Here is a 23,059-nt window from a genome sequence, read left to right as displayed (position 1 = left end):
AACTAGCATAATTTCGTGAAAAATGTATAGTTTTATACTAAATATTTCATAATGGTGATAGCACTAGTTTAACTAATAGCTTCAAATAAATACATTAAAGAAAGTTTGGATGATAGATGAATCTACTCTTTTTTCGGCCGAAAACTAAAACTGCCAGCGATTATGAGCTTTTCCAGCATCCCAACCAGACTGCAGCCCCCATTGTAACGGTGGTTACACCTGTATACAACAATGATGCCACTATAAAAAAAACAATCGATTCTGTTTTGAATCAAACATTAGGAGAAAAAATTGAATACATCCTCGTGGATGACGGTTCAACAGATAATACCCGCTCCATTCTGCTTGAGTACAGCAAGAAACATCCAAATATTAAGCTAGCATTCCTAAAGAAGAATACAGGGACACCTGCCTACCCAAGAAACTTAGGTATAAAGCTTGCTAAGGCTCCCTATATTTCATTCCTTGATGCAGATGACTGGTTTGAATTATCCGGGCTTGAAAAGCTTTATAATGTGCTTAAAGAAACAAATGATGATTATATCGTGGGTAAAACTGTGAAAATACGGACAGACGGTACAGCAATCGTGGGAGAGCATGAATCAAGCACAGAGCGAAGGAATGTTCCGCCAGTTTCTATCCCCCATATCTTTCATCACTTAGGACCACGAGCAAGAATGATGAAAACGAGCATTATTAAAGAAAATGGCCTAAAGTTTCCTGCCATGAAATTTGCCGAAGATAAGCAATTTTTTATGGATGTGCTCGCATGCTGTAAATCCATCTCAACAACAAAAGATGTCATTTACTATTTAAACAGACAAAACGAAAATAAAGATTCCTTAACTTCAAGAACGAATGTCCTACATAAGATGAAATGTAATCAAAAGGTGATTCGCTACTTTAAGGGCAAAGAACTTGATCCTGTTATAAAAAAGATGATACTGAACAGATTATATGAATTTGACTGCTTTACCGGCTTTATCAACCGTTACCATACTTTGCGAAGTGAAAAATCTTCAGTAAAGCATAAAGCAAATGACTATTTGAAAAGGAAAGCCTATGTATGGACAATGAAAAAAACATTAAGGACAGCTAAGAGTTTAGATTATGACATTAGCGATCATTTCTTTAAGCCTATTAACAAAGCATGCTATCAGCTTTTTAAAAACGGTTGCTATAAGGAAGTGGAAGAACTCACCCGCTGGCATGCGAATACAAAAATAAAGAACTTTCATTTTAAAGATGATCAAGTCTTTATGGTGTCACCATTAGCAGAGCCCTATAAATATATCGAGCTTCCAGCTCATGCAGAGCTTGCCAACTGCACCTCTAACACGGACCATATTAGCCTTCATTTGAAGGCAACAGGTGTTGATGCAGCGATCCAAGAACTTCTTTTACGGGACAGGCAGTCCGCAGCATCAGAATTCAGCCTTCCTGCATCCGTCGATGAAAATGGTGAAGGAATAATAGCCATACCGCTCGAGTGGCTAAGCGCTCTTCCAAAATCAGTGTACAATCTTTATTTACGCTACAATGACTATCAAAAGGTGCAATTGCATATCCCGGCATCTATAGAAAGCTTAAAGAAACAGCAGAGTAAAAACTGTCATTTCTATTGTACTGTTAATCAAAATCTTGCTTTGAAAATTAAATAAAGAAAAAACAGGATGCATCCATAATAGATGCATCCATTTTTCATTCGTAATTCGGCAGCCAGCTTCCATGTGCTTCAATTAAATCATCACACATGGCAACAATATCATCAATAGACAGTTCAGCTGCAGTATGAGGGTCCAGCAGGGCTGCTTGATAAATATATTCTTTTTTCCGGGTGACAGCAGCTTCAATTGTCAGCAGCTGTGTATTGATATTAGTTCTGTTTAATGCAGCTAGCTGCTCTGGAAGCTCGCCTATATAGCATGGCAATATCCCGTTGCGATCAACAAGGCACGGCACCTCGACACATGCCTTTTCAGGCAGGTTGCTGATTAAGCCGCCTGTGTTTAAAACATTGCCTCCAAATTTGAAAGGGTTGTTTGTTTCCATCGCTTCGATAATTCTTGAACCATATTCATGGGAGCGCACATGTGTTAGATTGCTGTTATGTACAAGCTCCTTGCGCATTTTTTCCCAGTTTTCGATTTGCTGAACACAGCGGCGCGGATATTCATCCAACGGAATTTGAAAGCGGTCAATTAATTCAGGATAGCGCTTCTTAATGAAATATGGATGATATTCAGCATTATGCTCTGATGATTCAGTCACATAAAAACCAAATCTCTCCATCAATTCAAACCGGACCATGTCCGAATGCTTTTGCAATTGCTTTTCTCTCGCACGCCTCTTTATTTCTGGATATAAGTCCTGCCCGTCTGCTTTTACTTCCAAAAGCCATGCCATATGATTAATCCCCGCAATCTTCTCCTCGACATTATTGGCTTTTATCCCTAAAGACTTTAAAAGATGGGATGTACAAACTTGAACACTGTGACACAGTCCGACTGTCTTAACATTCGTATAACGGAGCATCGCACCAGTAAGTGCTGCCATTGGGTTTGTATAATTCAAAAACAAGGCATCAGGACAAACTTCTTCCATATCCTTCGCAAACTCAAGCATGACAGGAATAGTCCGTAAACTGCGGAAAATACCGCCAATTCCAACAGTATCTGCAATTGTTTGACGCAGACCGTATTTTTTCGGAATCTCAAAGTCGATAACTGTGCTAGGCTTATACCCGCCAACTTGGATGGCATTTATGACATATTTTGCTCCTCTTAATGCTTCCTTTCGATTGGAATAAGCTTTTATCGTAATAGAGCAATTATAGTTGTTACGCAAATTGTTCAGCATATTTTCCGAATCCTTCAAGCGGCCTTCATCAATATCAAACAGAGCAAACTCAAAACCTTCCAGTGCAGGGACCATCATGCAGTCTCCTAGTACATTTTTTGCAAACACAGTGCTTCCTGCTCCGATGAAAGTAATTTTGGACATATGTTTTTCTCCCCTCTATTCTTCTATAAAACCGCTATGCTTGTTTACGCAGTATGTTCCTGTATGCTGTATTAACATTCCAAGTCAGCCACAGCGCTATCGTGCTTCCTAGGAATAACAAGAAGAAGCCGGCGAATCGGCTGAAAACAGCAAAAATCGTGATAGTGCCGATCACCATAATTGCGCTGTGTGCAATCCGGGTAATGCTCATAAACAGCATACTTTTCAGCACTTCCCTTATAGTTTGTTTCTTTTCCACTAATAGAGGAAATAAGTATGGAAGCATAATGATATAAACAAATGCAATAGTCAGTAGAGTATATCTGAAAACTACAAAAATAGTACTCTCTGCTTGTAAAAAAAACTGGAAATCAACATACAGCAAGATACCAGTAAATAGAACGATTGCCCCTAAAATATTTGCCTGGATGAAATACGCTTTGAACTTTAGCATAAACTCTCGGAACATATGGTCATCTCCCGCTCCCTCGAGCCATTGTTTCGTTAAAGAAAACATGGCTGCAGTTGCAGGAAAAATTCCAAACAGGACAAGTCCTGCGGCTGTAAACAGCAGCCAGAGAAGATTAGCATACAGCAGGCGGTATATCCATGTGCACGCATTCATCAGCTTGTTAATAAGATCACCTCATTAAGGATAGTTCTAACCATCAATGACTTTAGCCTTTAGAGCCCGTTAAGGCGATGCCTTCAATAATTTGTTTTTGGGCAAAAATATAGACAATAATAACTGGAATAATGGAAATGGTCGTTCCAGCCATCATCAAGGACCAGTCTGTAAAATATAAGCCTTTAAAGGTATTCAAGAGCAGCGGAACAGTGAAGTTTTCTGGTGAAGTTAAATAAATCAGCGGCTCTAAAAAACTGTTCCATATTCCCATAAAGGCAAATATTCCGAAGGCAGCAAGTGCTGGTTTGATCAATGGCAGTATGATGCTTCGATAAATCCGAATTGGGTTTGCCCCATCTAATACAGCTGCCTCGATTTGTTCATTCGGTATCCCTCTAATAAACTGCCGCAATAAAAACACCCCGAATGCATTAAACAAGCCAGCTGGAACAATTAAGGATAGATGTGTATCAATCCAGCCAAAGGCATCCATAATTAAGTACAATGGCACCATCGTCACTTGCTTCGGTATCATCATTGTTGCCAAGAACATAATGAACAGCAGATTGGAACCGCGGAAGCGCATTTTTGCGAAAGCAAATGCAGCCATGGAACAAGTCAGCAAGTTTAAAAGCACAACAACTGCTGTTATATAGAAGCTGTTAAAATAAGCTTTTGCAAATGGCATGGCTGTTAAGGAATTGGGATAGTTTTGGAAATTAATAGGATTAGGGAACCATTTCGGCGGCACAAGGAAAATTTGCGACATATCTTTCAGTGAGCTGCTTATTGTCCAAAGGAAAGGTGCAACCATCAAAAAGGCACCAGCAATTAGGACAAGATGGAGCAATATGCGCAGAACAGAGATTTTTTTCTTTGTTGGCAATGGAACCACAGGCTTGGGGGCTGTATTAACAGGTACGTCATTGATCTTCATAATGCACCCACCTTTTCGACATTTTGAATTGGATTAGCGTAAATGCGAGTATGATGACAAACAATACCATTGCTGCTGCCGAGCTGATACCCATTTTGAAATCAACAAAGGCGGCTTCGTAAATATGATACACAAACGTGTAGCTCGATTTAGCAGGTCCTCCGCTTGTCATAACATAAGCCTGATCAAAAACTTGGAAAGAAGAAATAATTGCCATTATAGCAATGAAGAAGGTCGTTGGTGATAGCAGAGGCAAGGTAATATGGCGAAGCTTTTGCCACTTTGTTGCTCCGTCTATTTCTGCCGCCTCATAATAGGATTTAGAAATCCCCTGCAGGCCTGCCAAAAAAATAACCATATTATGTCCTAGTCCCCACCAGATACTTAGAATAGCAATCGATGGCATGACCCAGTTTGTGTCTGTCAGCCACATTGGTCCTTTAATTCCAAAGTTTGCTAGAATTTGATTTAATATGCCGAAGTCTCCATTTAAAATCCACATCCAGATAACCCCGATAGAAACAGAGCTTGTAACAACAGGCATAAAATAAAAAAGTCTGTAGAAATTTTTGCCCTTAATTTTATTGAGAGCAATTGCAACCGCTAATGACAAAGCGATACTGACAGGAATGACTAAAATTGTATAATAAACCGTATTTCCTAAGGCCTTCCAAAAGTCGGCATCTTGAAATTGATCGATATAGTTAGCTAACCCAATAAATTCTTTAGCGCCAAACCCGTCCCATTTCATAAAGCTCAATGTTAATGTGAAGATAACTGGAATCAATGAAAATAGTATTAATCCGATTAATTGCGGAGCTAAAAATGCATATCCCCAAAGATTTTGTCGGCCTCTCATCAGCGTTCACCCACTTTTTTTAAAATAGAAGGGGGAAAGGAATTCCTTCCCCTTCCTCCATTTACTTTTTTATTCCGCTTTATGTTCTTCAATCATTTCTTTCGCTTTTTTCGTCAGTTTATCTACTGTTGTCTGGGCATCATCTTTGCCAAGATACATCAAGTCCATAATGTCATTGACTTCCTTATCCAACCCAGGAATGGTGGATTGAATTGCGTTTGCATAGCCTTTTTCCCTTGCTTCAATAATATAGTTGACATGCTCTGGAACATTGGAGCTAGTAATTGCTTCATCAATACCATTGATAGAAGGAATTGCATTTCCGATACCGTTAAGACGCTGCTCTTGCCCTACCTTAGATGTGTAGTAAGAAACAAATTTCATCGCCGCCTCTTTATTTTTTGAATCTTTATTAGCAGCTAGATATGCAGTCGGAATGGCAACAGGCTCTTGCTTATTTTCTGTATTAGATGGCCATGAAATATAATCCCATTCTAATGATTTATTTTCATGGAAAAGTGGTGTGAACCATCTGCCTGCAGTAACCATGCCAACTTGCCCTGACATAAACATCGCCTCAGAGCCTTGACCTTTCGGCAGAGATCCTGAATAAGTGAAGTTCTTTCCTTTAATCATTTGCTCCAAGAAACTCATTGCGCCAATTCCTTTTTCATTTTGATCGAGAATGAATTCGCCAGTCTCTTTGTTGTAAATTTCCCCGCCGTTAGCCCAAATCCAGCTGAAAAGAGTATTCCATGAGTTATCAACAATTAATCCATATTTGCCGCCGTCACGCAGGGCATCAGTCACTTCCTTCATCGCTTCGAAGTTCCATTTGCCTTCGTCATAATAGTCCTGAGGAGACTTAATTCCAAGCTCTGAAAACAGCTTTTTATTGTAATATATAAGCATCGGATTGCAATCGACTGTGATGCCGTAAATCTCATTGTCTTTTTTAGCCGCTCCCCATAACCCTTCTGCAAATTCATCTGGTTTTGCATAGCTTTCCGAGCTGTTCATAAATTCACCGAGCGGTGCAAGCTTGCCTGTTTCAATAATTTTGGAAATATCACCGTCACCGACATAGAATACATCTGGTGCTTGGCTTCCTTGCAGCTGTGTTTGCAGCTTTTGAATATACCCATCACTTGGGATTGGTACTAACTTCACTTTAATATTTGGATTTTCTTTCATGAATCCATCGACCGCTTTTTGATACACCTTTATTTCAGCTGGATTTCCCCATGCTGAGAAGGTGAGCTGGACTGTATCGTCTGACCCCGAAGTGCCTGATTTGGAACTGCAGGCTTGCAGTATTGGCACAAGCACTAAAATCATGACGATTGTTAACAAAATCAGCTTGCTTTTTTTCATGTTTCTTCCCCTCTTTTCTCTGTTTGATTTCTGACTATCTAAGAGGACCCCACTCCCTTAAATAAACTCAGAGTCTAACACGTTCATCTCTTTAAAACATCAGACAAACTTGCAACCGCTTACAAACTTAAAGAAAAAATTTTGTATTTCTATGATGTCAGACGGGGATCATTCCTAATAGCGCAATATGTAACCGCTACCAATTACAAGTTTTAGTCTAAGTGCCCGCTTCCGCTTTTTCAAGAATATCCCTTACAAAAATTTCCCTATAATTCGAGTTGCGAAGGGATATTTGTCGCCGTGATGTTTGATTTCTTGTCCTGTTTCTTTTATTCTTTTAATGAAAACAGTTCCAAAAATAAAAAAGATGCTTTAAAATAAAAGAGAAGAAAAAATTTTTCTAACAAGTTTATGTTTTCTAGAAATTTTTTTTGTTACCGTTTACTCTTAATTTATATTTAAGGATTTTATGATAAAGGAGATTTCGTAATGTTTAAGGATTCCTTCTATTTAGGTGTTGATATTGGAACGACAAGCACAAAAGCTGTATTATTCGGCGAAGCTGGCAAGGTAATCAGCATGCATCATGTTGAATACCCGCTTTACAGCCCTGCACCTGCCATTGCCGAGCAAGACCCTGATGAAATACTTTCTGCTGCGAAAGAAGCAATCAAGACTACATTGAAAAAAGGTAATGTCGAGCTGGAGAAATTAAAGCTTGTTTCCTTCAGTGCTGCGATGCACAGTATAATTGCTCTCGATGATAAAAACAAACCGCTGACTAAATGCATCACGTGGGCAGACAGCCGTTCAGCTGAATGGGCAGATAAAATTAAGAATGAGTTAAATGGGATGGAAATATACAAGCGCACAGGCACTCCAATCCATCCGATGTCTCCTCTTGCAAAAATCGCTTGGCTTAGAGCTGATCATCCGGAGATCTTCACAAAAACTGCTAAATTTATTGGTATAAAGGAATATATCTTTCATCATTTCTTTGGAGAATTCATTGTCGATTATTCCATTGCTTCTGCTACAGGTTTGTTTAACCTAGAACAGCTTGACTGGGATAAAGAAGCACTTGAAATTGCTGGAATAACTCCAGACCATTTGCCTTTACCTGTTCCGACAACACACGCTGTCACAGGTCTCAAGGAAGAGCTTGCTTTAGAGCTCGGTCTCTCTCAAGAAGTTCCTTTTATCGTTGGAGCCAATGACGGAGTTCTATCCAATCTAGGTGTAAATGCTATTGATCCTGGCGTGGTAGCTGTCACAATCGGCACGAGCGGTGCAATCCGAACTGTAACAGATAAACCTGTGACAGATCCAAAAGGGCGGACTTTCTGCTACTGCCTCACAGAAAACCATTGGGTAGTCGGCGGTCCTGTCAATAACGGCGGAATGACGTTCAGATGGGTTCGTGATGAACTGGCTTCATCAGAAGTGGAGACTGCAAAGCGTCTAGGCATTGATCCGTATGAAGTGTTAACGAAGATTGCTTCCCGCGTTCTTCCTGGAGCAGACGGACTTCTGTTTCATCCATATTTAGCAGGAGAACGAGCTCCGCTTTGGAATTCGAACGCAAGAGGCTCCTTCTTTGGACTTGGTCTTCACCATAAGAAAGAACATATGGTTAGAGCTGTGCTTGAAGGCGTTATATTAAATCTGTATACAGTAATGCTTGCTTTGCAGGAGGTAATCGGTGAGCCGAAGCAAATCCAGGCTACTGGCGGTTTTGCCCGGTCTGAGCTTTGGAGGCAAATGATGGCTGACATCTTTAATCAGGAAGTGACAGTCCCTGAAAGCTTTGAAAGCTCTTGCCTTGGTGCAGTCGTTCTCGGCATGTATGGACTTGGAGAAATTGAAGATTTCAGCATTATGAAAGAGCTTGTCGGCAGCACACATGCTCATAAGCCTATCAAAGAGAATGTTGTCATCTATGAAGATTTAACACCAATCTTTATCCGTATCTCCAGATTGCTTAATAATGAGTATGAGTATATCGCTGACTTCCAGCGCAAGTGGGTTAAATAAAAAGAGGCTGCAGCAATTAGCTGCAGCTTTTTTTACTTCTTCTCTACACTATGGCCTCCGAATTCATTTCTTAATGAAGCTACGACTTTTCCTGTGAATGTATCCTCCTCTAACGAACGGTAGCGCATCATAAGCGACATCGCAGTCACAGGCATCGCCACTTGCAGATCAAGTGCTGTTTCCAGTGTCCACTTTCCTTCTCCTGATGAATGCATTACTCCTTTAATGCTTTCAAGTTTTGGATCTTTCGAGAAGGCATTTTGTGTTAATTCCATCAGCCATGAGCGGATGACAGAGCCATTATTCCAAACTTTCGCAACCTGCTCATGGTCAAAGTTGAATTCACTTTTCTCAAGCAATTCAAACCCCTCTGCAATTGACTGCATCATTCCATACTCAATACCGTTATGAACCATTTTTAAGAAATGGCCGCTGCCAATTTCTCCTGTATATAAATAACCATTCTCCACACAAATATCTCTAAAAAGGCCTTCCACACTTGTGAAGACGTCTTTGTCTCCTCCAATCATCATGCACGCACCGTTTCTAGCTCCACTTGTTCCCCCGCTAGTGCCTACATCAAGATAATGAATGCCTTTTGTCTTCAGCTCAGCTGCTCTCCTTTTTGTGTCCTGATAATGGGAATTGCCACCTTCTATGATAATATCCCCTTCTTCTAATTGCTCGCTAAGCTCTAAGATAACATCCTCGGTAATTTTTCCTGATGGTACCATTACCCAAATCACCCGCGGACTTGGCAAACTAGCAGCTAAATCTGCTATTGTCTTTACACCAAGGGCACCAGCTGCTGAAATTTTTTCTACAGCGCTTACATTTACGTCAAAAGCTGTTACACTATAATTATGATCCAATAAATTCTCTGCTAAATTGAATCCCATTTTTCCTAGACCTATTAATCCAATATTCATTTTTATAACGCTCCCTCATGAAAAAAATTTTCTCTCTCATCTTTATTATACGAAATTTTTTTCATTAATGAAAGCGTATTAAAAAATATTTTTTCTAATTTTGAATATGCTATACTATACTTATAATATGTCGAAAGGAATCAAATGATATGGCACAAAACTGCTTAGGAAAAATCCGCTCCTATTATGCAAGACTAAGTGAAAAAGAAAAAAAGATTGCAGATTATATATTAGAAAACCCAGAAAAAATTATTCACAGTACAATCAATGAGCTTGCAGAGGATTTAAACGTTGCAGATGCAACTGTATTTCGATTTTGCAAACGAATAGGCTTTAAAGGCTATCAAGCGATGAAAATCGCGCTCGCATCTGAAATCATTGAGCCTATCCAGCATATCCATGAAGAGATAAATGAACAGGATAATGTGAAAACAGTGACAGAAAAGGTGTTTATGTCGAATATTCGCACATTGGAAAATACTTTGCAGCTGGTAAACGGTTCGTCCATACAAAAAGCGGCAGATTTTTTGCTTGCAGCACAGCGTGTAGAGTTTTATGGAACTGGAGGATCAGCAGTCATTGCAATGGATGCATTTCATAAATTTGTGCGCACAGGAATAAAAGCGTTTACATTCATTGATTCACATTTTCAGCTGATGTCTGCCTCCCAGCTTTCTGATCGTGATGTAGCTGTCGTCATCTCCCATTCCGGTACGAACAAAGATACAATCAATATCTTAAAAACAGCAAAAACCAATGGCGCCAAAACGATTAGCATTACAGGATATCCAAAATCACCAATCGCTCAACATGCAGATGTGGCACTGTTTACAAGCTCAGAGGAAACAGAATTCAGGTCTGAGGCCCTTTCCTCCCGGATTGCTCAATTAAGCCTGATTGATGCTCTGTATGTTAATATGATGATTTTAAATAAAGATACAGCCAATAAGTCACTAAAGAAAATCAGAAATGCTATCTCTGATACGAGAATGTAACATAAAAAGGGTGCCAACCTTGATAGCTTCAAGGTTGGCACCCTTTTTCTTTATTTATTATACAAACAGATCCAAAATCAATACTCCTGCAAAGGCAACGAATGAAAGAACCGTCTCAAGAACTGTCCAAGTTTTGAATGTTTCCTCTACTGACAATCCTAAATATTCCTTCACCATCCAGAAACCAGCGTCATTGACATGAGAGAACATTAAGGAACCTGCTCCTGTTGCTAATACAAGCAATTCCACATTAACTCCAGACATACCTGCAATTATTGGAGACACAATTCCTGCTGCAGTTGTTAAAGCAACTGTCGCAGACCCTGTCGCAATTCGGATAAGTCCTGCAATCATAAAGGCTAAAACTAATGGAGACAAAGATAAGCTTTCAGACATATTACCGATTGTAGTACCAACACCACTGTCAATCAGCACTTGTTTAAATGCTCCGCCAGCACCGATGATTAACACGATTGATCCGACTGGCAAGATGCAGTCCTCTGTGAATTTTTTCAATTTTTCCTTGCCTATTCCCTGCTTGAAGCCAAGGAAATAGAATGCAAAGAATACAGCAAGCAGCAGTGAAACCAATGGACTTCCAATAAATGCTAGTGCTTTTTGAACTTCACCAGGCAAGAATTTCATATATGGTGCAGCAGTTCCGATAATCATTAAAATAACAGGCAGCAAGATAGAGAAGAAAGAAATACCTACACTTGGCAGTGCCTTTTCGTCTTTTTCTTCCACACGAACTAATTCTGGCTCGCCTTGTGGTACAACACGTTTATAAATATATTTAGCAAACAGCGGTCCGCCGACAATCCCGGCTGGAAGTGCAATGATAAGTGAGTAAAGCAATACTTTTCCTAGATTTGCATCAAAGATTCCGATTGCCGCAATAGCACCTGGATGCGGCGGCACTAAACCATGAACGATTGACAAACCAGCAATACCTGGCAAAGCAATCAAAAGAATGTTTTTCTTTGTTGCTTTCTGTATAGAGATAACAAGTGGAAGCAGTATTAAAATACCAACTTCAAAGAAAACGGGAATTCCGATAATAAACCCAGAGAAGAACATTGCCCATGGCAGTTTCTTTTCTCCAAAAACTCTAACAAAGAAGTTTGCAATTTGCAGCCCTGCCCCAGATTCGGACAGCATTTTTCCAAGTATTGTTCCAAGCGCCAAAATCCCGACTAAATGACCTAATACGCCACCTACGCCCGTCTCATAAGCGCTTACAATTTTATCCCAAGATAGTCCTGAGAAAATGGCTAGAAATAAGCTTGCAACTGTTAAGCTGATAAATGCATGCCATTTAAACAGGGAAACTCCTAATATAACAAGGACGATTGAAACTAGTGTGATAATTAATAAGTAGGCATCCATATGATGTACCTCCTAGTCAAAGTTGTTTATTTGTAAGTGTTTTCATTTCCTATGTACTTATTATACGAAAAAAAATTTCTTTCATCAACTATTATTTTCGAAAAAAATATTTTAACAATTTCGATTGTTCATTATATATTTACTATCCCCTTTTTGGTTCGTTTCTAAAAAGGGTGGAATAAAAAAAAGAAAATTAATCAACAATAAAAAATGATAAAAATTAAAAAAATACCATTGGAGGTATCATCTTGTATTTCTATAAAGAAGATTTAATAAATGTAATTGTTCCTGATAAACCAGACCCAGCCGCAGCAAAAGTCCTTCAAGAAGCATTAGGCGGACGTTTTGGAGAAATGAGAACAATGATGCAGTTCTCTTTCCAAAGTGCTAACTTCCGTGGAAAAGCTAAACAATATCGCGACTTGATTCGTGGTGTATTCCTTGAAGAGCTAAGCCATGTGGAGCTCGTTCAGACAACTATTAATCAGCTGCTCAATGGTTCAGGTGATATAGGTGTAGGTTCTGTTGGCGAAAGCAATGCACCACTTCATGTTGCAACAGAAAATGTTAACCCACATCATTATATAATGGGTGCACAGGCTTCTCTGCCAGTTGATGCCGGTGGAAACCCATGGACAGGAAACTATGTATACAGCCACGGGAACTTAGTTGCTGATCTTCTTGATAACTTAGTTCTTGAGTCAACAGGTGTTTTGCAAAAATCACGTTTATATGAAATGAGCTCAAACAAAACATTCCGTGAAACTTTGGCATTTTTAATTGTTCGTGACAACGCACACCAAAATGCCTTCGCCAAAGCACTTGAAACATTAGGCGTAAACTGGGCAAAACTATTCCCAGTTCCAAACTATGACATCAATAAGTACCCTGAATGCCGCAAGTATGTAGACTTAGGCTTCCATAATGCTCAATTCAACTTCCGTCTTGATGACACTAGAATCGGCGAGATTTTCCAAGGTGAGTCACCAAGCAGAAATAAAGGAGAGCTTAAAGTCGTTGAGCCTCCTCAAGGCTATCCTGTCCCTGAACTTCCTGATATGCCAAATGAGCACAGCCCAGGATTATATGATTTAAACAGTTGATTTCTATGGCCCTTTTCCTTTGAAAAGGGTCTTTCCTCTGTTTTATAAACCGCTTTCCTTCTATTTTAATATAGCTACTTTCCACTCATTATTTTCTCATCATTTTTTTAACTTCTTTTAATGATACTCCTAATTAATTATGCGAAGATAGCTCTTGCGATATAGTTCGTATACGAACTATTTTTGACAAGGTATTAATTCCAGCATTTTTTATGTCTGGTTGGGTAGTTTATTTCATAAGGGAAAAGGAGGCATGGCGTGAAAGAAGCTTTAAACAATGAGCTGATTCGATCGTACGCAAGAATAAGCAAGGCTTACTATCAGCTCCTAAAGGAAGATGCAGACCGGATGGGTTTGACTGCTGTTCAGCTAAAAGCTTTATATCGGGTTTCATTTCAGCCGAATATAAGCTTAGGCGAGCTTGCAGACAAATTACGTCTGACAAAAAGTACTGTCAGCGGTGTGATTGACCGCCTTGTGCAGCAGGATATGATTGAACGGACAACTCAAACAACCGACAGAAGAGCTGTCAATCTACATCTGACAAAGCTAGGAAATGAAAAATTAGAAGCACTGATGCATTCTGACTCTGTCGTTGCCCGCAAAATAAAAGAAATAATGCAATTCCCAGACGAAGATATACAAAAACTGCTTGAATTAAACAACAAAATCTTAACGATTCTCAATTCTAAGGAGGACTTTCAAGAATGAATGCAAGACGCATGATACTTATTAACATCATCCTACTAGTTGTCTTAGTAGGCGGCGGTTTTACCGGCTATTATTTCTATGACAAATCAGTTTCGTATATCTCAACAGATAATGCCCAAATCGCTGGACAGCAAGTAAGCATTGCTTCCCCTGCAACAGGTAAATTAACGAACTGGAGCGGTGATGTCGGAGAAAAATTCGGCAAAAACGAAAAAATCGGTACAGTTGAAGTAACAACAGAAACTGGAACTTCAAAAATCAATGTAAACGTTCCTGCTAACAGCACGGTTGTCCAATCTTCAGCAGTAGAAAACTCATTCGTAGCAGCAGGTACTTCTCTTGCTAAAGCATATGATATGAACAATCTTTGGGTTACAGCAAATGTTGATGAAACGGACTTAAATGATGTAAAGGTCGGTCAAGATGTCGATCTTTATGTAGATGCATATCCAGATACAACTCTTACTGGTAAAGTCGATTCTTTAGGCTTAGCAACATCAAGCACATTCTCTTTGCTTCCTAGCAGCAATTCTTCAGGCGACTACACAAAAGAAACGCAAGTCATTCCTGTAAAAATCTCGATTGATAACTATGGTGGTTTAGATTTAGTACCTGGTATGAATGTAACTGTGCGAATTCATAAGTAGGTGATGACGATGACGATATATATCGCAAGTTATGCAGTGATCAGCATTATATTGCTCCTCACCATCAATTACCTGATTAGGAAACAAAGCAGGAAGCCAAAACCGGCAAAAAATTATGAAAAGGATGAACCAATCCTTAATAAAGAAACATCGCAAACCAGCTCCATCGCTGAAGAGAGTCCGATGGTTGATGCCATAAATGATACATTAGCAAAATCTGCGATTACAGAGCCAAGCCTAGAGTATGTCGTAGATGTAGATGATGCCGAAAAACCTGGCGAAGAAGAAATACCTGAAGTAGAAAAAACAGTAAAAGAAAAAGCGAAGGTTGATTTTGAAGGCAGTAAAGGCAAAATTATTGCTGCAGTTATGCTCGGCGCATTCGTTGCGATTTTGAACCAAACATTATTGAATGTTGCCATCCCGCATATTATGAACGACTTGAATGTATCAACAAGCACTGTGCAGTGGCTGACAACAGGCTATATGCTGACAAACGGTATATTCATTCCAATTACTCCGTTTTTAATCAGCAAGCTTGGTACAAGGAAACTATTAATCCTTGCAATGAGTGCCTTTACGATAGGGTCATTAGTTTGTTCTGTCTCCACCGGATTCAGCATGCTGATGGTTGGACGCGTTATTCAGGCAGCCGGAGCAGGTGTCATTATGCCGCTTCTAATGACAACATTCTTAACTATTTTCCCTCCTGAAAAACGAGGAACTGCAATGGGTATCATGGGTGTTGCCATGATCTTTGCCCCTGCAATCGGACCGACACTTTCAGGTTGGCTTATCGGACACTATTCTTGGAGGGTGCTTTTCGATCTAGTCATTCCTTTTGGTATTATCGATTTAATTATCGCCTCCATTTGGATGAGAGATGTTACACCGCGTACAAATCCTAAATTTGACCTTTGGGGCTTTATTACTTCCTCTATCGGGTTGGGCTTCTTACTGTACGGTTTCAGTGAAGCTGGAAACGATGGCTGGGACAGCAGTGTAGTTGTCTTATCTCTTTTCATCGGGATTGTGTTCTTAGTTCTATTCGTATGGCGTGAATTCACAACAGATGTACCGATGCTTGATTTAAGAGTATTTAAATATGATATTTATGCTTTAACTACAGTAGTAAGCATGGTTGTTAATATGGCAATGTTTGCTGGGATGATCTTGCTCCCTGTTTACCTGCAAAACATCCGCGGCTTTACAGCATTGGATTCTGGCCTATTAATGCTCCCAGGTGCTATCGTGATGGGTATCATGTCGCCGATTGCCGGTAAGCTGTTTGACCGCTTCGGGGCAAGACCGCTCGCAGTTATTGGACTTGTCATTACTGTTTTGACAACATGGGGCTTTACCCAATTGACGATGCAAACAACTTATGCACATATCATGATGCTTTATATTTTCCGCATGTTCGGAATGTCGTTTATCATGATGACAGTTATGACAGAAGGAATGAATCAGCTGCCTATGCATTTAACAAGTCATGGTACAGCTGCTTCTAATACTGCAAGAACAGTTGCAGGAAGTATTGGGACAGCATTCCTTGTTACCGTTATGACAAACAGATCCACATACCATACTGCTAATTACAGCAATATTATTACAAGTGATAATCCATTTATCGCCGAAAAAATGGCACAGCTTGGTCAAGGCTTTGCAGCATTAGCTGGCATTCCGACAAGCTCTGGTCAGGCACTGGCTGTATCCTCTATTTATGGGAAAGCAGTTCAGCAAGCGACAATTGACGGAATTAACGATGCCTTTATCGTTGCTACAGGTATCTCGGCACTAGCTCTTCTTTTAGCATTTTTCATTAGAAGATCAACGCCTAGAACAAAATCTAAATAATAAAAAACGAGGCTATATCATAGCCTCGTTTTTTGCTTTATATTACCCTAGAATGTTATAGCCTGAATCTACATAAATGATCTCGCCTGTAACCCCTCTGGACAGCTCACTGATCATAGCTAATGTCATGTCACCAACTTCGTCCTGTGTTACATTCCGTTTCAATGGCGCAGTATCTTCAATCTTATGAAGAATTTCATTAAATGAACCGACACCTTTAGCAGCGAGTGTGCGGATTGCTCCAGCAGAGATTGCATTAACGCGGATATTATCTTTACCCATGTCTAATGCCAAGTATCTCACAGAAGATTCTAGTGCTGCTTTAGCAACACCCATCACATTATATCCGCCTACAGCACGTTCTGCTCCTAGATAGCTCATTGTCGTGATAGATCCGCCTTCTGTCATGAAGGGCTTCGCTTCCCTTGCAACAGCAACTAATGAATAACTGCTAGTATCCTGTGCAAATGCATATCCTTCTCTTGAAGTATTAATGAAATCTCCCTTTAAATCTTCCGAATGAGCAAACGCAACAGAGTGGACGATTCCATGGATCACGCCAACCTTTTCCCCAATTTCCTGGAAGGCATTTTTTGTGCTTTCATCACTATTAACATCGCATTGCACAATCAAATCGGCATTATAGCTGTTATCTGCCAGCAATTTGTTCAACTTAGCAAGAGAGCGGTCAAGACGGTATGTAAATATCAGATTTGCACCTGCTTTAAATAATGATTTAGCCACACCCCAAGCTAGACTCCGTTCATTTGCAACGCCCATAATGACGATATTTTTGCCTTTTAGCTTTAATAAATCTTCCATATTGTCCCCCTAGTTCGACAAGTCGTATTCATAATATTACACCTAGTTTTAGTACTTGGTTCTAATACTATTATAGCATAAACAAATCTAATTTAAATAAGCCCCTTCTATCGTAATCGGATCGATGCCTATATTATGGCTCATATAGCGTAAGAGCATGTTATTAAATCCGAATATCTTCGTAATAAACAGCCATTATCTGCAAACAAGGATAAAACAGCTGTACCGAAACAATACTAAGCATATATGGTTGTGGGAGGTGAAGTAAGCTTTGACCGAACTAACAATGAAGGAACTGGCATTTATTGAGGATGAGATACGTGCAGAAGCAATTACCGCTAAAACATTAAATTGGTGTGCAACACAATGTGAGGATGAAACATTAAAAAACATATTGGAAGCAATGGCAGAAAAGCACCAGTTAAAGATTGCCGACCTATCCCAATATTTTAACAGGACGCAAAATATTCAATAGCTTATGGGAAAGGAATGATCTTATGCCAAACAATATCGAAGGACGCGGACTGACAGACCGGGAATTGCTCCAGCTTTGTTTGGAGCTTGAAAAAGGCCGCTGCCATAGCATCAATAACGTTATACTCGAGACAAAGCATCAAGGACTGCGAGAGATTTACGAAGGAGCCTATGCCAATGCCAGCTCCAACCAATACGAGCTCTTTTCAATCATGGATGACAAAGGCTGGTACAAAACAGAGATTGCCTCAACAGATCAAATCAACAAAGTACAAGAACTCATGCAAAACAATCTTCACCCAGACAATCAATTTAAGTAAACCTATCTTAAAAGCGTGCATAAACATGTACGCTTTTAAGCATCCACCCCCATTCCCCTTCCCTCTTTAAAAAGCTATAGAAAAATTTTTTCAATTACAGGCATTAGATACACCATTGTAAGAAAAAATAAAACGACTTAGAAAAAGCATTTCTTTTATCAAGCAAACGCCAAACAAAAAAACTATCATGGAAGAAATTTTGCCGTTACCTTCTTCATCGCTAGGTATGAAACCTCTTTCATATCAGAAAACAAGCTGTATGAAAGAACTAATGCAATTATTAATAAAAAGGTAAATTATACTCAATTAAAAATCATATCTGTACAATTTTGCGTTTATTTAGTATGATTTTAATTATGTTTTATGTCAGATTATCTTACATACAAACAAATGTTTATTAAAAAGGATTTATTTATCCTAATTTCCCAACACAGAAAAAGTACAAAAGGAGCTATATGAATGAAGATAAAACAAAGATTTCCAAAGTTAATTTTGTTCTTTGTAGTTTTACTGACTACCTTAAGCATGCTTTCTCCACTAACAAATGTGAAGGCTGCAGAAAAAACATATCAGATTGCTACAGATATTACTTTTGCTCCATTTGAATTCCAAGATACGAGTGGTGAATTCGTTGGAATTGATATGGACCTTGTTGCAGCAATTGCAAAAGACCAAGGCTTTAAATACGAAATTAAACCGCTTGGGTTTAATGCTGCTGTTCAGGCATTAGAATCAAGGCAAGTTGACGCAGTTATTGCGGGAATGAGCATTACCGATGAAAGAAAACAGAAATTTGATTTCTCTGATCCATATTTTGATTCTGGAATCATCATGGCTGTTAGTAAAGATAATGACACTGTTACTTCCTACGATGACCTAAAAGGCAAAAAGGTCGCTGTTAAAACAGGAACGGAAGGTGCAAGCTTCGCTGAAAGCATTAAAGACGAATACGGCTTTAATATTGTTACTTTTGATGACTCTGCAAATATGTACGAAGATGTAAAAACAGGAAATTCCGTTGCTGTATTTGATGACTATCCTGTATTAGCATATGGAATTAAACAAGGCAATGGCTTAAAAACAGTGACTGAAAAAGAAGCAGGCGCTTCTTACGGATTTGCTGTTTCAAAAGGCCAAAACACGGAACTTTTAGAAATGTTTAACGCAGGACTTGCAAACTTAAAAGCATCTGGTGAATACCAGAAAATCATGGATAAATACTTGGAAACAGGCTCTGACACTGCTGCTGCAGAAGACACTGGATTTTTCGGACTTCTAAAAGAAAGCATGCCAAGCTTGATGACAGGATTAAAAATGACATTAATCCTTACTGTTGTTTCTTTAATTATTGCAACAATAGTGGGAATTGTCTTTGGCTTAATGCGAATTGCAAAAAGTAAAGTTTTAAGCACTATTGCAATGATTTATATTGATATTTTCCGTGGAACACCATTGATTGTCCAAGCATTCTTCATTTACTTTGGTATACCGGCTGCATTTGATTTCCGAATCACTGCATTTGTTGCAGGTCTCATTACATTAAGCTTAAATGCTGGTGCTTACATGGCTGAAATCGTCAGAGGCGGTATTCAATCTGTAGATAAAGGCCAAATGGAAGCTGCCCGCAGTTTAGGACTTCCTTATGGAAAAGCTATGATGAAGGTAGTTCTTCCACAAGCTATTCAATTGATGATTCCGGCATTTATTAACCAGTTTGTCATAACACTGAAAGATACTTCGATTCTGTCTATTATTGGCATAAACGAATTGACACAAAGCGGTAAAATCATCATTGCAAGAAATCTGGAATCATTCCAAATGTGGATTATCGTCGGCGTGATTTACTTAATTGTTATTACAATACTAACTAAAGTATCAAATGTTTTAGAAAGAAGGATTAAAAATGGCAAAGCTTAAAGTGACCAATCTGAAAAAATCATATGGAAACCTTGAAGTTTTAAAATCGATTGATGTGCAGGTCCAAGAAGGTGAAGTCGTTTGCCTTATCGGTCCTTCTGGTTCTGGAAAAAGTACCTTGCTGCGCTGTTTGAATATGCTGGAGGAAGTAACAAGCGGAGAAGTTGTTGTTAACGACCAAAAGCTGACAGATAAAAACACTGATATTAACAAGGTAAGAGAAAATATCGGAATGGTTTTCCAGCACTTTAACCTCTTTCCAAACTTGAGTGTTCTGGAGAATATTACACTTGCTCCTGTCGAATTGAAGAAAGCAACGAAGGCAGAAGCAAAAGAAAAAGCCCTTCAGCTTTTAGATCGTGTTGGATTAAAGGATAAGGCTCCAGAAAACCCAGCGAAGTTATCTGGCGGTCAAAAACAAAGGGTGGCTATCGCCCGTGCGCTTGCAATGAATCCAGATATTATGCTGTTTGATGAACCAACAAGTGCCCTTGACCCTGAAATGGTTGGAGAAGTGCTCAATGTTATTAAGCAATTGGCACAAGAAGGCATGACTATGGTTATCGTGACACATGAAATGGGATTTGCAAGAGAAGTAGCAGACAGAGTTATATTTATGGATGGCGGTTATATTGTCGAACAAGGCACTCCACAGGAGATCTTCGGTAATCCGCAAAACGAACGGACTAAAGACTTCTTAAACAAAGTACTTTAATCTAAGAAAACAGGCGTACCTTCTGGTACGCCTGTTTTTATTAAAATGCTGTCCACCCTGCATCTGCAGTGATCACTGTTCCATTAACAAAGCTTGATTCATCTGATGCGAGGAATAGAGCAACAGTTGCGACTTCTTCCGCCTTGCCGATACGAGGGTTTACACCTAGCCCCGGTTGTACTCTGCCCATTCCAAATGGGTTAACATTTGTCATTGAAGCACTGATATTAGTCTCCACGCCTCCTGGAGCTATTGCATTGCAGCGAATTCCCTTTTGGGCATACATGAAGCCAGTGTTTTTAGTGAAGCCGACAACAGCATGCTTAGAAGCAGTATAAGCAGCACCTGCCCTTGCTCCTTGCAAGCCTCCAGCTGAAGCTACATTGATAATCACACCGCTCTCTTTTTCCAAGAAAATCGGCAGCGCCTTCCGTGTTGCTCTCATAACACTTGTTGTATTGACGGCAAATACTCTTTCCCAATTCTCGTCCAAAATATCGCCTGCAGGTTCAAAATTATCCATAATTCCAGCATTATTAACAAGAATATCGAGCGTTCCATAGTTTTGCACTGTTGTATCTATAAGGTTTTGTATGTCCTCTTCTTTTGCCACGTTCGCTGATACTGCGAATGCATTGCCGCCATTTGCTTTTATTTCTTCTACTGTTGCATTTGCTGCATCCAAATTAATGTCTGATACAGCCACATTTGCTCCTTCCTTTGCATAAAGAAGAGCAATTTGTTTTCCCATACCAGAACCAGCACCTGTTACGATTGCAACCTTGTTTTCAAGTCTCATTAAGATACCCCCATATATGAACTGTTAGAATACGCTTTCAACATTGCGAATTTTTACTACACTTATAGTATAATGACACTAAACGATGAAGGACAATCAGCAAATAAAGTGGAATTTGTCTATTAGTCAACAAATCGCAGGCTTTCTGCTGCCAAATCCTTTTTGATGAACATTAGAGGTGGAATATGTCTAATAAAAATGAATACCTTGATAGGCGAGTGATTAAATCAAAACGAGCACTAAAAGAAGCATTTCTTTCCCTTATGCAGGAAAAAAGCTTTAAGGAAATAACCATAACAGATATCGTCCAGCTAGCAGACTTGAATCGCGGCACCTTCTATAAGCATTATACTTATAGGGAAGATTTGCTGAATGAAATTATTGATGACATTATTACTGATTTGGTTGCTTCTTACCGGGAGCCTTATAAAAATTCCGAAATTTTTGAAGTAAGTAAACTGACGGCAAATGCCATTAAATTGTTCGACCATGTCCAAAAAAACGCAAACTTTTATAAGCTGATTATCCATGCAGAATTGCTGCATAGTTTCCAGTATAGACTGTGTGAAATTCTAAAGGAATTATCGCTCCAAGATTTTCATACACCTGTAGTGGACTCCCCCATAGACAAAGAACTAGCTGCTAGTTATTCTGCCTACGCCCTCTTTGGTCTGCTCGTTGAATGGATTAAAGGCGGTTTTAAATACAGCTCAAGCTATATGGCAGAGCAATTATTGCTAATCATCAATAGAAATACAACAGCTTCTGTAATAAAACCAAGCATCGAGAAGTAAAGCTCCCTTCGTAACTGGGAGCTTCTCCTTAATCACATTACAGTGATTTCTGACACACTCTTTAATAAATGTTCAAATATCAGACACAATATCTTGGCTTCTTTGTGAACTATTTCACAATAATCATTTTCTTCCCTCTTTTTTTGCTATATTTAACTTGTAAGAAATATTGAAATAAAGGAAGGATGAAAACTATGATTAATGCCTTTATTAGAGAAAATAAGATTGCTGCCATTGTTTTAACTGTTATTCGTTTATTCCTTGGATATTCTTGGTTTAAATCCGGCTTCGGAAAACTGACTGGCGAGGGCTTTGATGCAAGCGGATTTTTAACAAATGCGATTAAAAATCCTGTCACAGGTCCTGACGGTGCCGTTTACGGCTGGTATACGAGCTTTATAGAAGGATTTGCACTTCCTAATGTTGGACTATTTAACGTATTAATTCCGATTGGCGAATTGCTGGTAGGGTTAGGCTTAATTCTTGGCTGTCTGACAACTGCAGCTACATTCTTTGGAGTTGTGATGAATTTCTCTTTCATTCTCGCAGGTACGATTTCTCATAACCCAACAGATATACTCATGGGAATGATCATTATGTTTGCTGGCGCAAATGCAGGCTACTATGGCCTAGACAGATGGGTGCTGCCAATCTTGCGAAAGTACATCATGAAAGACAAAGAAGAAAAGCCGTTATCTCCAAATTTAAGAGCGTAAATATAGAAGCTAAAAGGCATGTGCGAAAAGCACATG

General features: G+C 39.3%; 22 protein-coding genes. 13 read left to right on the top strand and 9 right to left on the bottom strand.

Going from position 1 to position 23,059, the window contains the following annotated elements; genetic code table 11:
* Positions 1–116: 116 nt before the first annotated feature.
* The gene (locus ACLIJJ_RS06600; RefSeq protein WP_411410681.1) at positions 117–1,661 is read left to right on the top strand and encodes a glycosyltransferase family 2 protein; all 1,545 of its coding nucleotides are present in this window, start codon (positions 117–119) and stop codon (positions 1,659–1,661) included.
* Between the two features lie 40 nt (positions 1,662–1,701).
* On the opposite strand, the gene ACLIJJ_RS06595 is transcribed toward ACLIJJ_RS06600, so the two are convergent.
* From ACLIJJ_RS06595 to ACLIJJ_RS06575, 5 genes are all read right to left on the bottom strand, one after another.
* Positions 1,702–3,003: an alpha-glucosidase/alpha-galactosidase gene (locus ACLIJJ_RS06595; RefSeq protein WP_411410680.1), complete on the bottom strand. Its 1,302-nt coding sequence runs from the start codon at positions 3,001–3,003 to the stop codon at positions 1,702–1,704.
* A 34-nt stretch (positions 3,004–3,037) separates the two neighbouring features.
* A complete protein-coding gene (locus tag ACLIJJ_RS06590; protein ID WP_251645350.1) occupies positions 3,038–3,628 on the bottom strand; it encodes a YesL family protein in 591 nt (196 codons plus the stop codon).
* Between the two features lie 52 nt (positions 3,629–3,680).
* Positions 3,681–4,568, bottom strand: a complete 888-nt coding sequence (locus ACLIJJ_RS06585; RefSeq protein ID WP_233316772.1) for a carbohydrate ABC transporter permease — start codon at positions 4,566–4,568, stop codon at positions 3,681–3,683.
* Complete coding sequence (locus tag ACLIJJ_RS06580; RefSeq protein ID WP_396953793.1) at positions 4,555–5,427, bottom strand: carbohydrate ABC transporter permease; 873 nt, start codon at positions 5,425–5,427, stop codon at positions 4,555–4,557. Before ACLIJJ_RS06580 ends, ACLIJJ_RS06585 begins: the two co-directional genes overlap by 14 nt.
* A gap of 69 nt (positions 5,428–5,496) precedes the next feature.
* Positions 5,497–6,801: an ABC transporter substrate-binding protein gene (locus ACLIJJ_RS06575; protein ID WP_237940984.1), complete on the bottom strand. Its 1,305-nt coding sequence runs from the start codon at positions 6,799–6,801 to the stop codon at positions 5,497–5,499.
* 489 nt (positions 6,802–7,290) lie between these two features.
* On the opposite strand from ACLIJJ_RS06575, the gene gntK reads away from it, so the two are divergent.
* A complete protein-coding gene (gntK, locus tag ACLIJJ_RS06570) occupies positions 7,291–8,835 on the top strand; it encodes a gluconokinase (RefSeq protein WP_237940982.1) in 1,545 nt (514 codons plus the stop codon).
* Positions 8,836–8,867: 32 nt separating this feature from the next.
* On the opposite strand, the gene gnd is transcribed toward gntK, so the two are convergent.
* The gene (gnd, locus tag ACLIJJ_RS06565) at positions 8,868–9,764 is read right to left on the bottom strand and encodes a phosphogluconate dehydrogenase (NAD(+)-dependent, decarboxylating) (protein WP_233316769.1); all 897 of its coding nucleotides are present in this window, start codon (positions 9,762–9,764) and stop codon (positions 8,868–8,870) included.
* Between the two features lie 149 nt (positions 9,765–9,913).
* Here gnd and ACLIJJ_RS06560 point away from each other — a divergent pair, with 149 nt between their 5' ends.
* Positions 9,914–10,759, top strand: a complete 846-nt coding sequence (locus ACLIJJ_RS06560; RefSeq protein ID WP_233316768.1) for a MurR/RpiR family transcriptional regulator — start codon at positions 9,914–9,916, stop codon at positions 10,757–10,759.
* A gap of 57 nt (positions 10,760–10,816) precedes the next feature.
* Here ACLIJJ_RS06560 and ACLIJJ_RS06555 read toward each other — a convergent pair whose 3' ends face one another.
* Positions 10,817–12,148, bottom strand: coding sequence for a GntT/GntP/DsdX family permease (locus ACLIJJ_RS06555; protein ID WP_233316767.1), 1,332 nt, complete (start codon positions 12,146–12,148; stop codon positions 10,817–10,819).
* Between the two features lie 248 nt (positions 12,149–12,396).
* Between ACLIJJ_RS06555 and ACLIJJ_RS06550 the strand changes: the two genes are divergently transcribed.
* The 4 genes from ACLIJJ_RS06550 to ACLIJJ_RS06535 all read left to right on the top strand — a co-directional run bounded on the left by ACLIJJ_RS06550 (position 12,397) and on the right by ACLIJJ_RS06535 (position 16,466).
* Positions 12,397–13,251 carry a manganese catalase family protein gene (locus ACLIJJ_RS06550; RefSeq protein WP_233316766.1) on the top strand — a complete coding sequence of 285 codons (855 nt, stop codon included), beginning with the start codon at positions 12,397–12,399 and terminating at the stop codon, positions 13,249–13,251.
* A gap of 258 nt (positions 13,252–13,509) precedes the next feature.
* Positions 13,510–13,962, top strand: coding sequence for a MarR family winged helix-turn-helix transcriptional regulator (locus tag ACLIJJ_RS06545; RefSeq protein WP_233316765.1), 453 nt, complete (start codon positions 13,510–13,512; stop codon positions 13,960–13,962).
* Entirely contained in the window at positions 13,959–14,609 is a 651-nt protein-coding gene (locus ACLIJJ_RS06540; RefSeq protein ID WP_233316764.1) for an HlyD family secretion protein, read from the top strand. The genes ACLIJJ_RS06545 and ACLIJJ_RS06540 overlap by 4 nt, the downstream gene beginning before the upstream one ends.
* 9 nt (positions 14,610–14,618) lie before the next feature.
* Positions 14,619–16,466 carry a DHA2 family efflux MFS transporter permease subunit gene (locus ACLIJJ_RS06535; protein ID WP_411410679.1) on the top strand — a complete coding sequence of 616 codons (1,848 nt, stop codon included), beginning with the start codon at positions 14,619–14,621 and terminating at the stop codon, positions 16,464–16,466.
* Positions 16,467–16,508: 42 nt separating this feature from the next.
* On the opposite strand, the gene fabI is transcribed toward ACLIJJ_RS06535, so the two are convergent.
* Complete coding sequence (gene fabI, locus ACLIJJ_RS06530) at positions 16,509–17,288, bottom strand: enoyl-ACP reductase FabI (RefSeq protein WP_233316763.1); 780 nt, start codon at positions 17,286–17,288, stop codon at positions 16,509–16,511.
* Between the two features lie 271 nt (positions 17,289–17,559).
* Here fabI and ACLIJJ_RS06525 point away from each other — a divergent pair, with 271 nt between their 5' ends.
* The 4 genes from ACLIJJ_RS06525 (at position 17,560) to ACLIJJ_RS06510 (ending at position 20,714) form a co-directional block, all read left to right on the top strand.
* Positions 17,560–17,763 (top strand): hypothetical protein, encoded by a 204-nt coding sequence (locus tag ACLIJJ_RS06525; RefSeq protein WP_233316762.1) that lies wholly within the window; start codon positions 17,560–17,562, stop codon positions 17,761–17,763.
* Positions 17,764–17,785: 22 nt separating this feature from the next.
* A complete protein-coding gene (locus ACLIJJ_RS06520; protein ID WP_237940978.1) occupies positions 17,786–18,082 on the top strand; it encodes a spore coat protein in 297 nt (98 codons plus the stop codon).
* Positions 18,083–18,541: 459 nt separating this feature from the next.
* Complete coding sequence (locus tag ACLIJJ_RS06515) at positions 18,542–19,999, top strand: amino acid ABC transporter substrate-binding protein/permease (RefSeq protein WP_411410678.1); 1,458 nt, start codon at positions 18,542–18,544, stop codon at positions 19,997–19,999.
* Positions 19,986–20,714, top strand: a complete 729-nt coding sequence (locus tag ACLIJJ_RS06510) for an amino acid ABC transporter ATP-binding protein (RefSeq protein WP_233316760.1) — start codon at positions 19,986–19,988, stop codon at positions 20,712–20,714. The genes ACLIJJ_RS06515 and ACLIJJ_RS06510 overlap by 14 nt, the downstream gene beginning before the upstream one ends.
* A gap of 40 nt (positions 20,715–20,754) precedes the next feature.
* Here the strand turns inward: ACLIJJ_RS06510 and ACLIJJ_RS06505 are convergent, their stop codons facing one another.
* Positions 20,755–21,513 (bottom strand): SDR family oxidoreductase, encoded by a 759-nt coding sequence (locus tag ACLIJJ_RS06505; RefSeq protein WP_233316759.1) that lies wholly within the window; start codon positions 21,511–21,513, stop codon positions 20,755–20,757.
* A gap of 185 nt (positions 21,514–21,698) precedes the next feature.
* On the opposite strand from ACLIJJ_RS06505, the gene ACLIJJ_RS06500 reads away from it, so the two are divergent.
* Entirely contained in the window at positions 21,699–22,307 is a 609-nt protein-coding gene (locus ACLIJJ_RS06500; protein ID WP_233316758.1) for a TetR/AcrR family transcriptional regulator, read from the top strand.
* Positions 22,308–22,501: 194 nt separating this feature from the next.
* The gene (locus ACLIJJ_RS06495) at positions 22,502–23,023 is read left to right on the top strand and encodes a DoxX family membrane protein (protein WP_233316757.1); all 522 of its coding nucleotides are present in this window, start codon (positions 22,502–22,504) and stop codon (positions 23,021–23,023) included.
* Positions 23,024–23,059: the final 36 nt, after the last annotated feature.

The organism is Niallia laureatilytica, assembly GCF_046613985.1.
Classification (GTDB): Bacteria; Bacillota; Bacilli; order Bacillales; family Cytobacillaceae; genus Niallia.
This window is presented reverse-complemented; position numbering and strand designations above follow the sequence as displayed.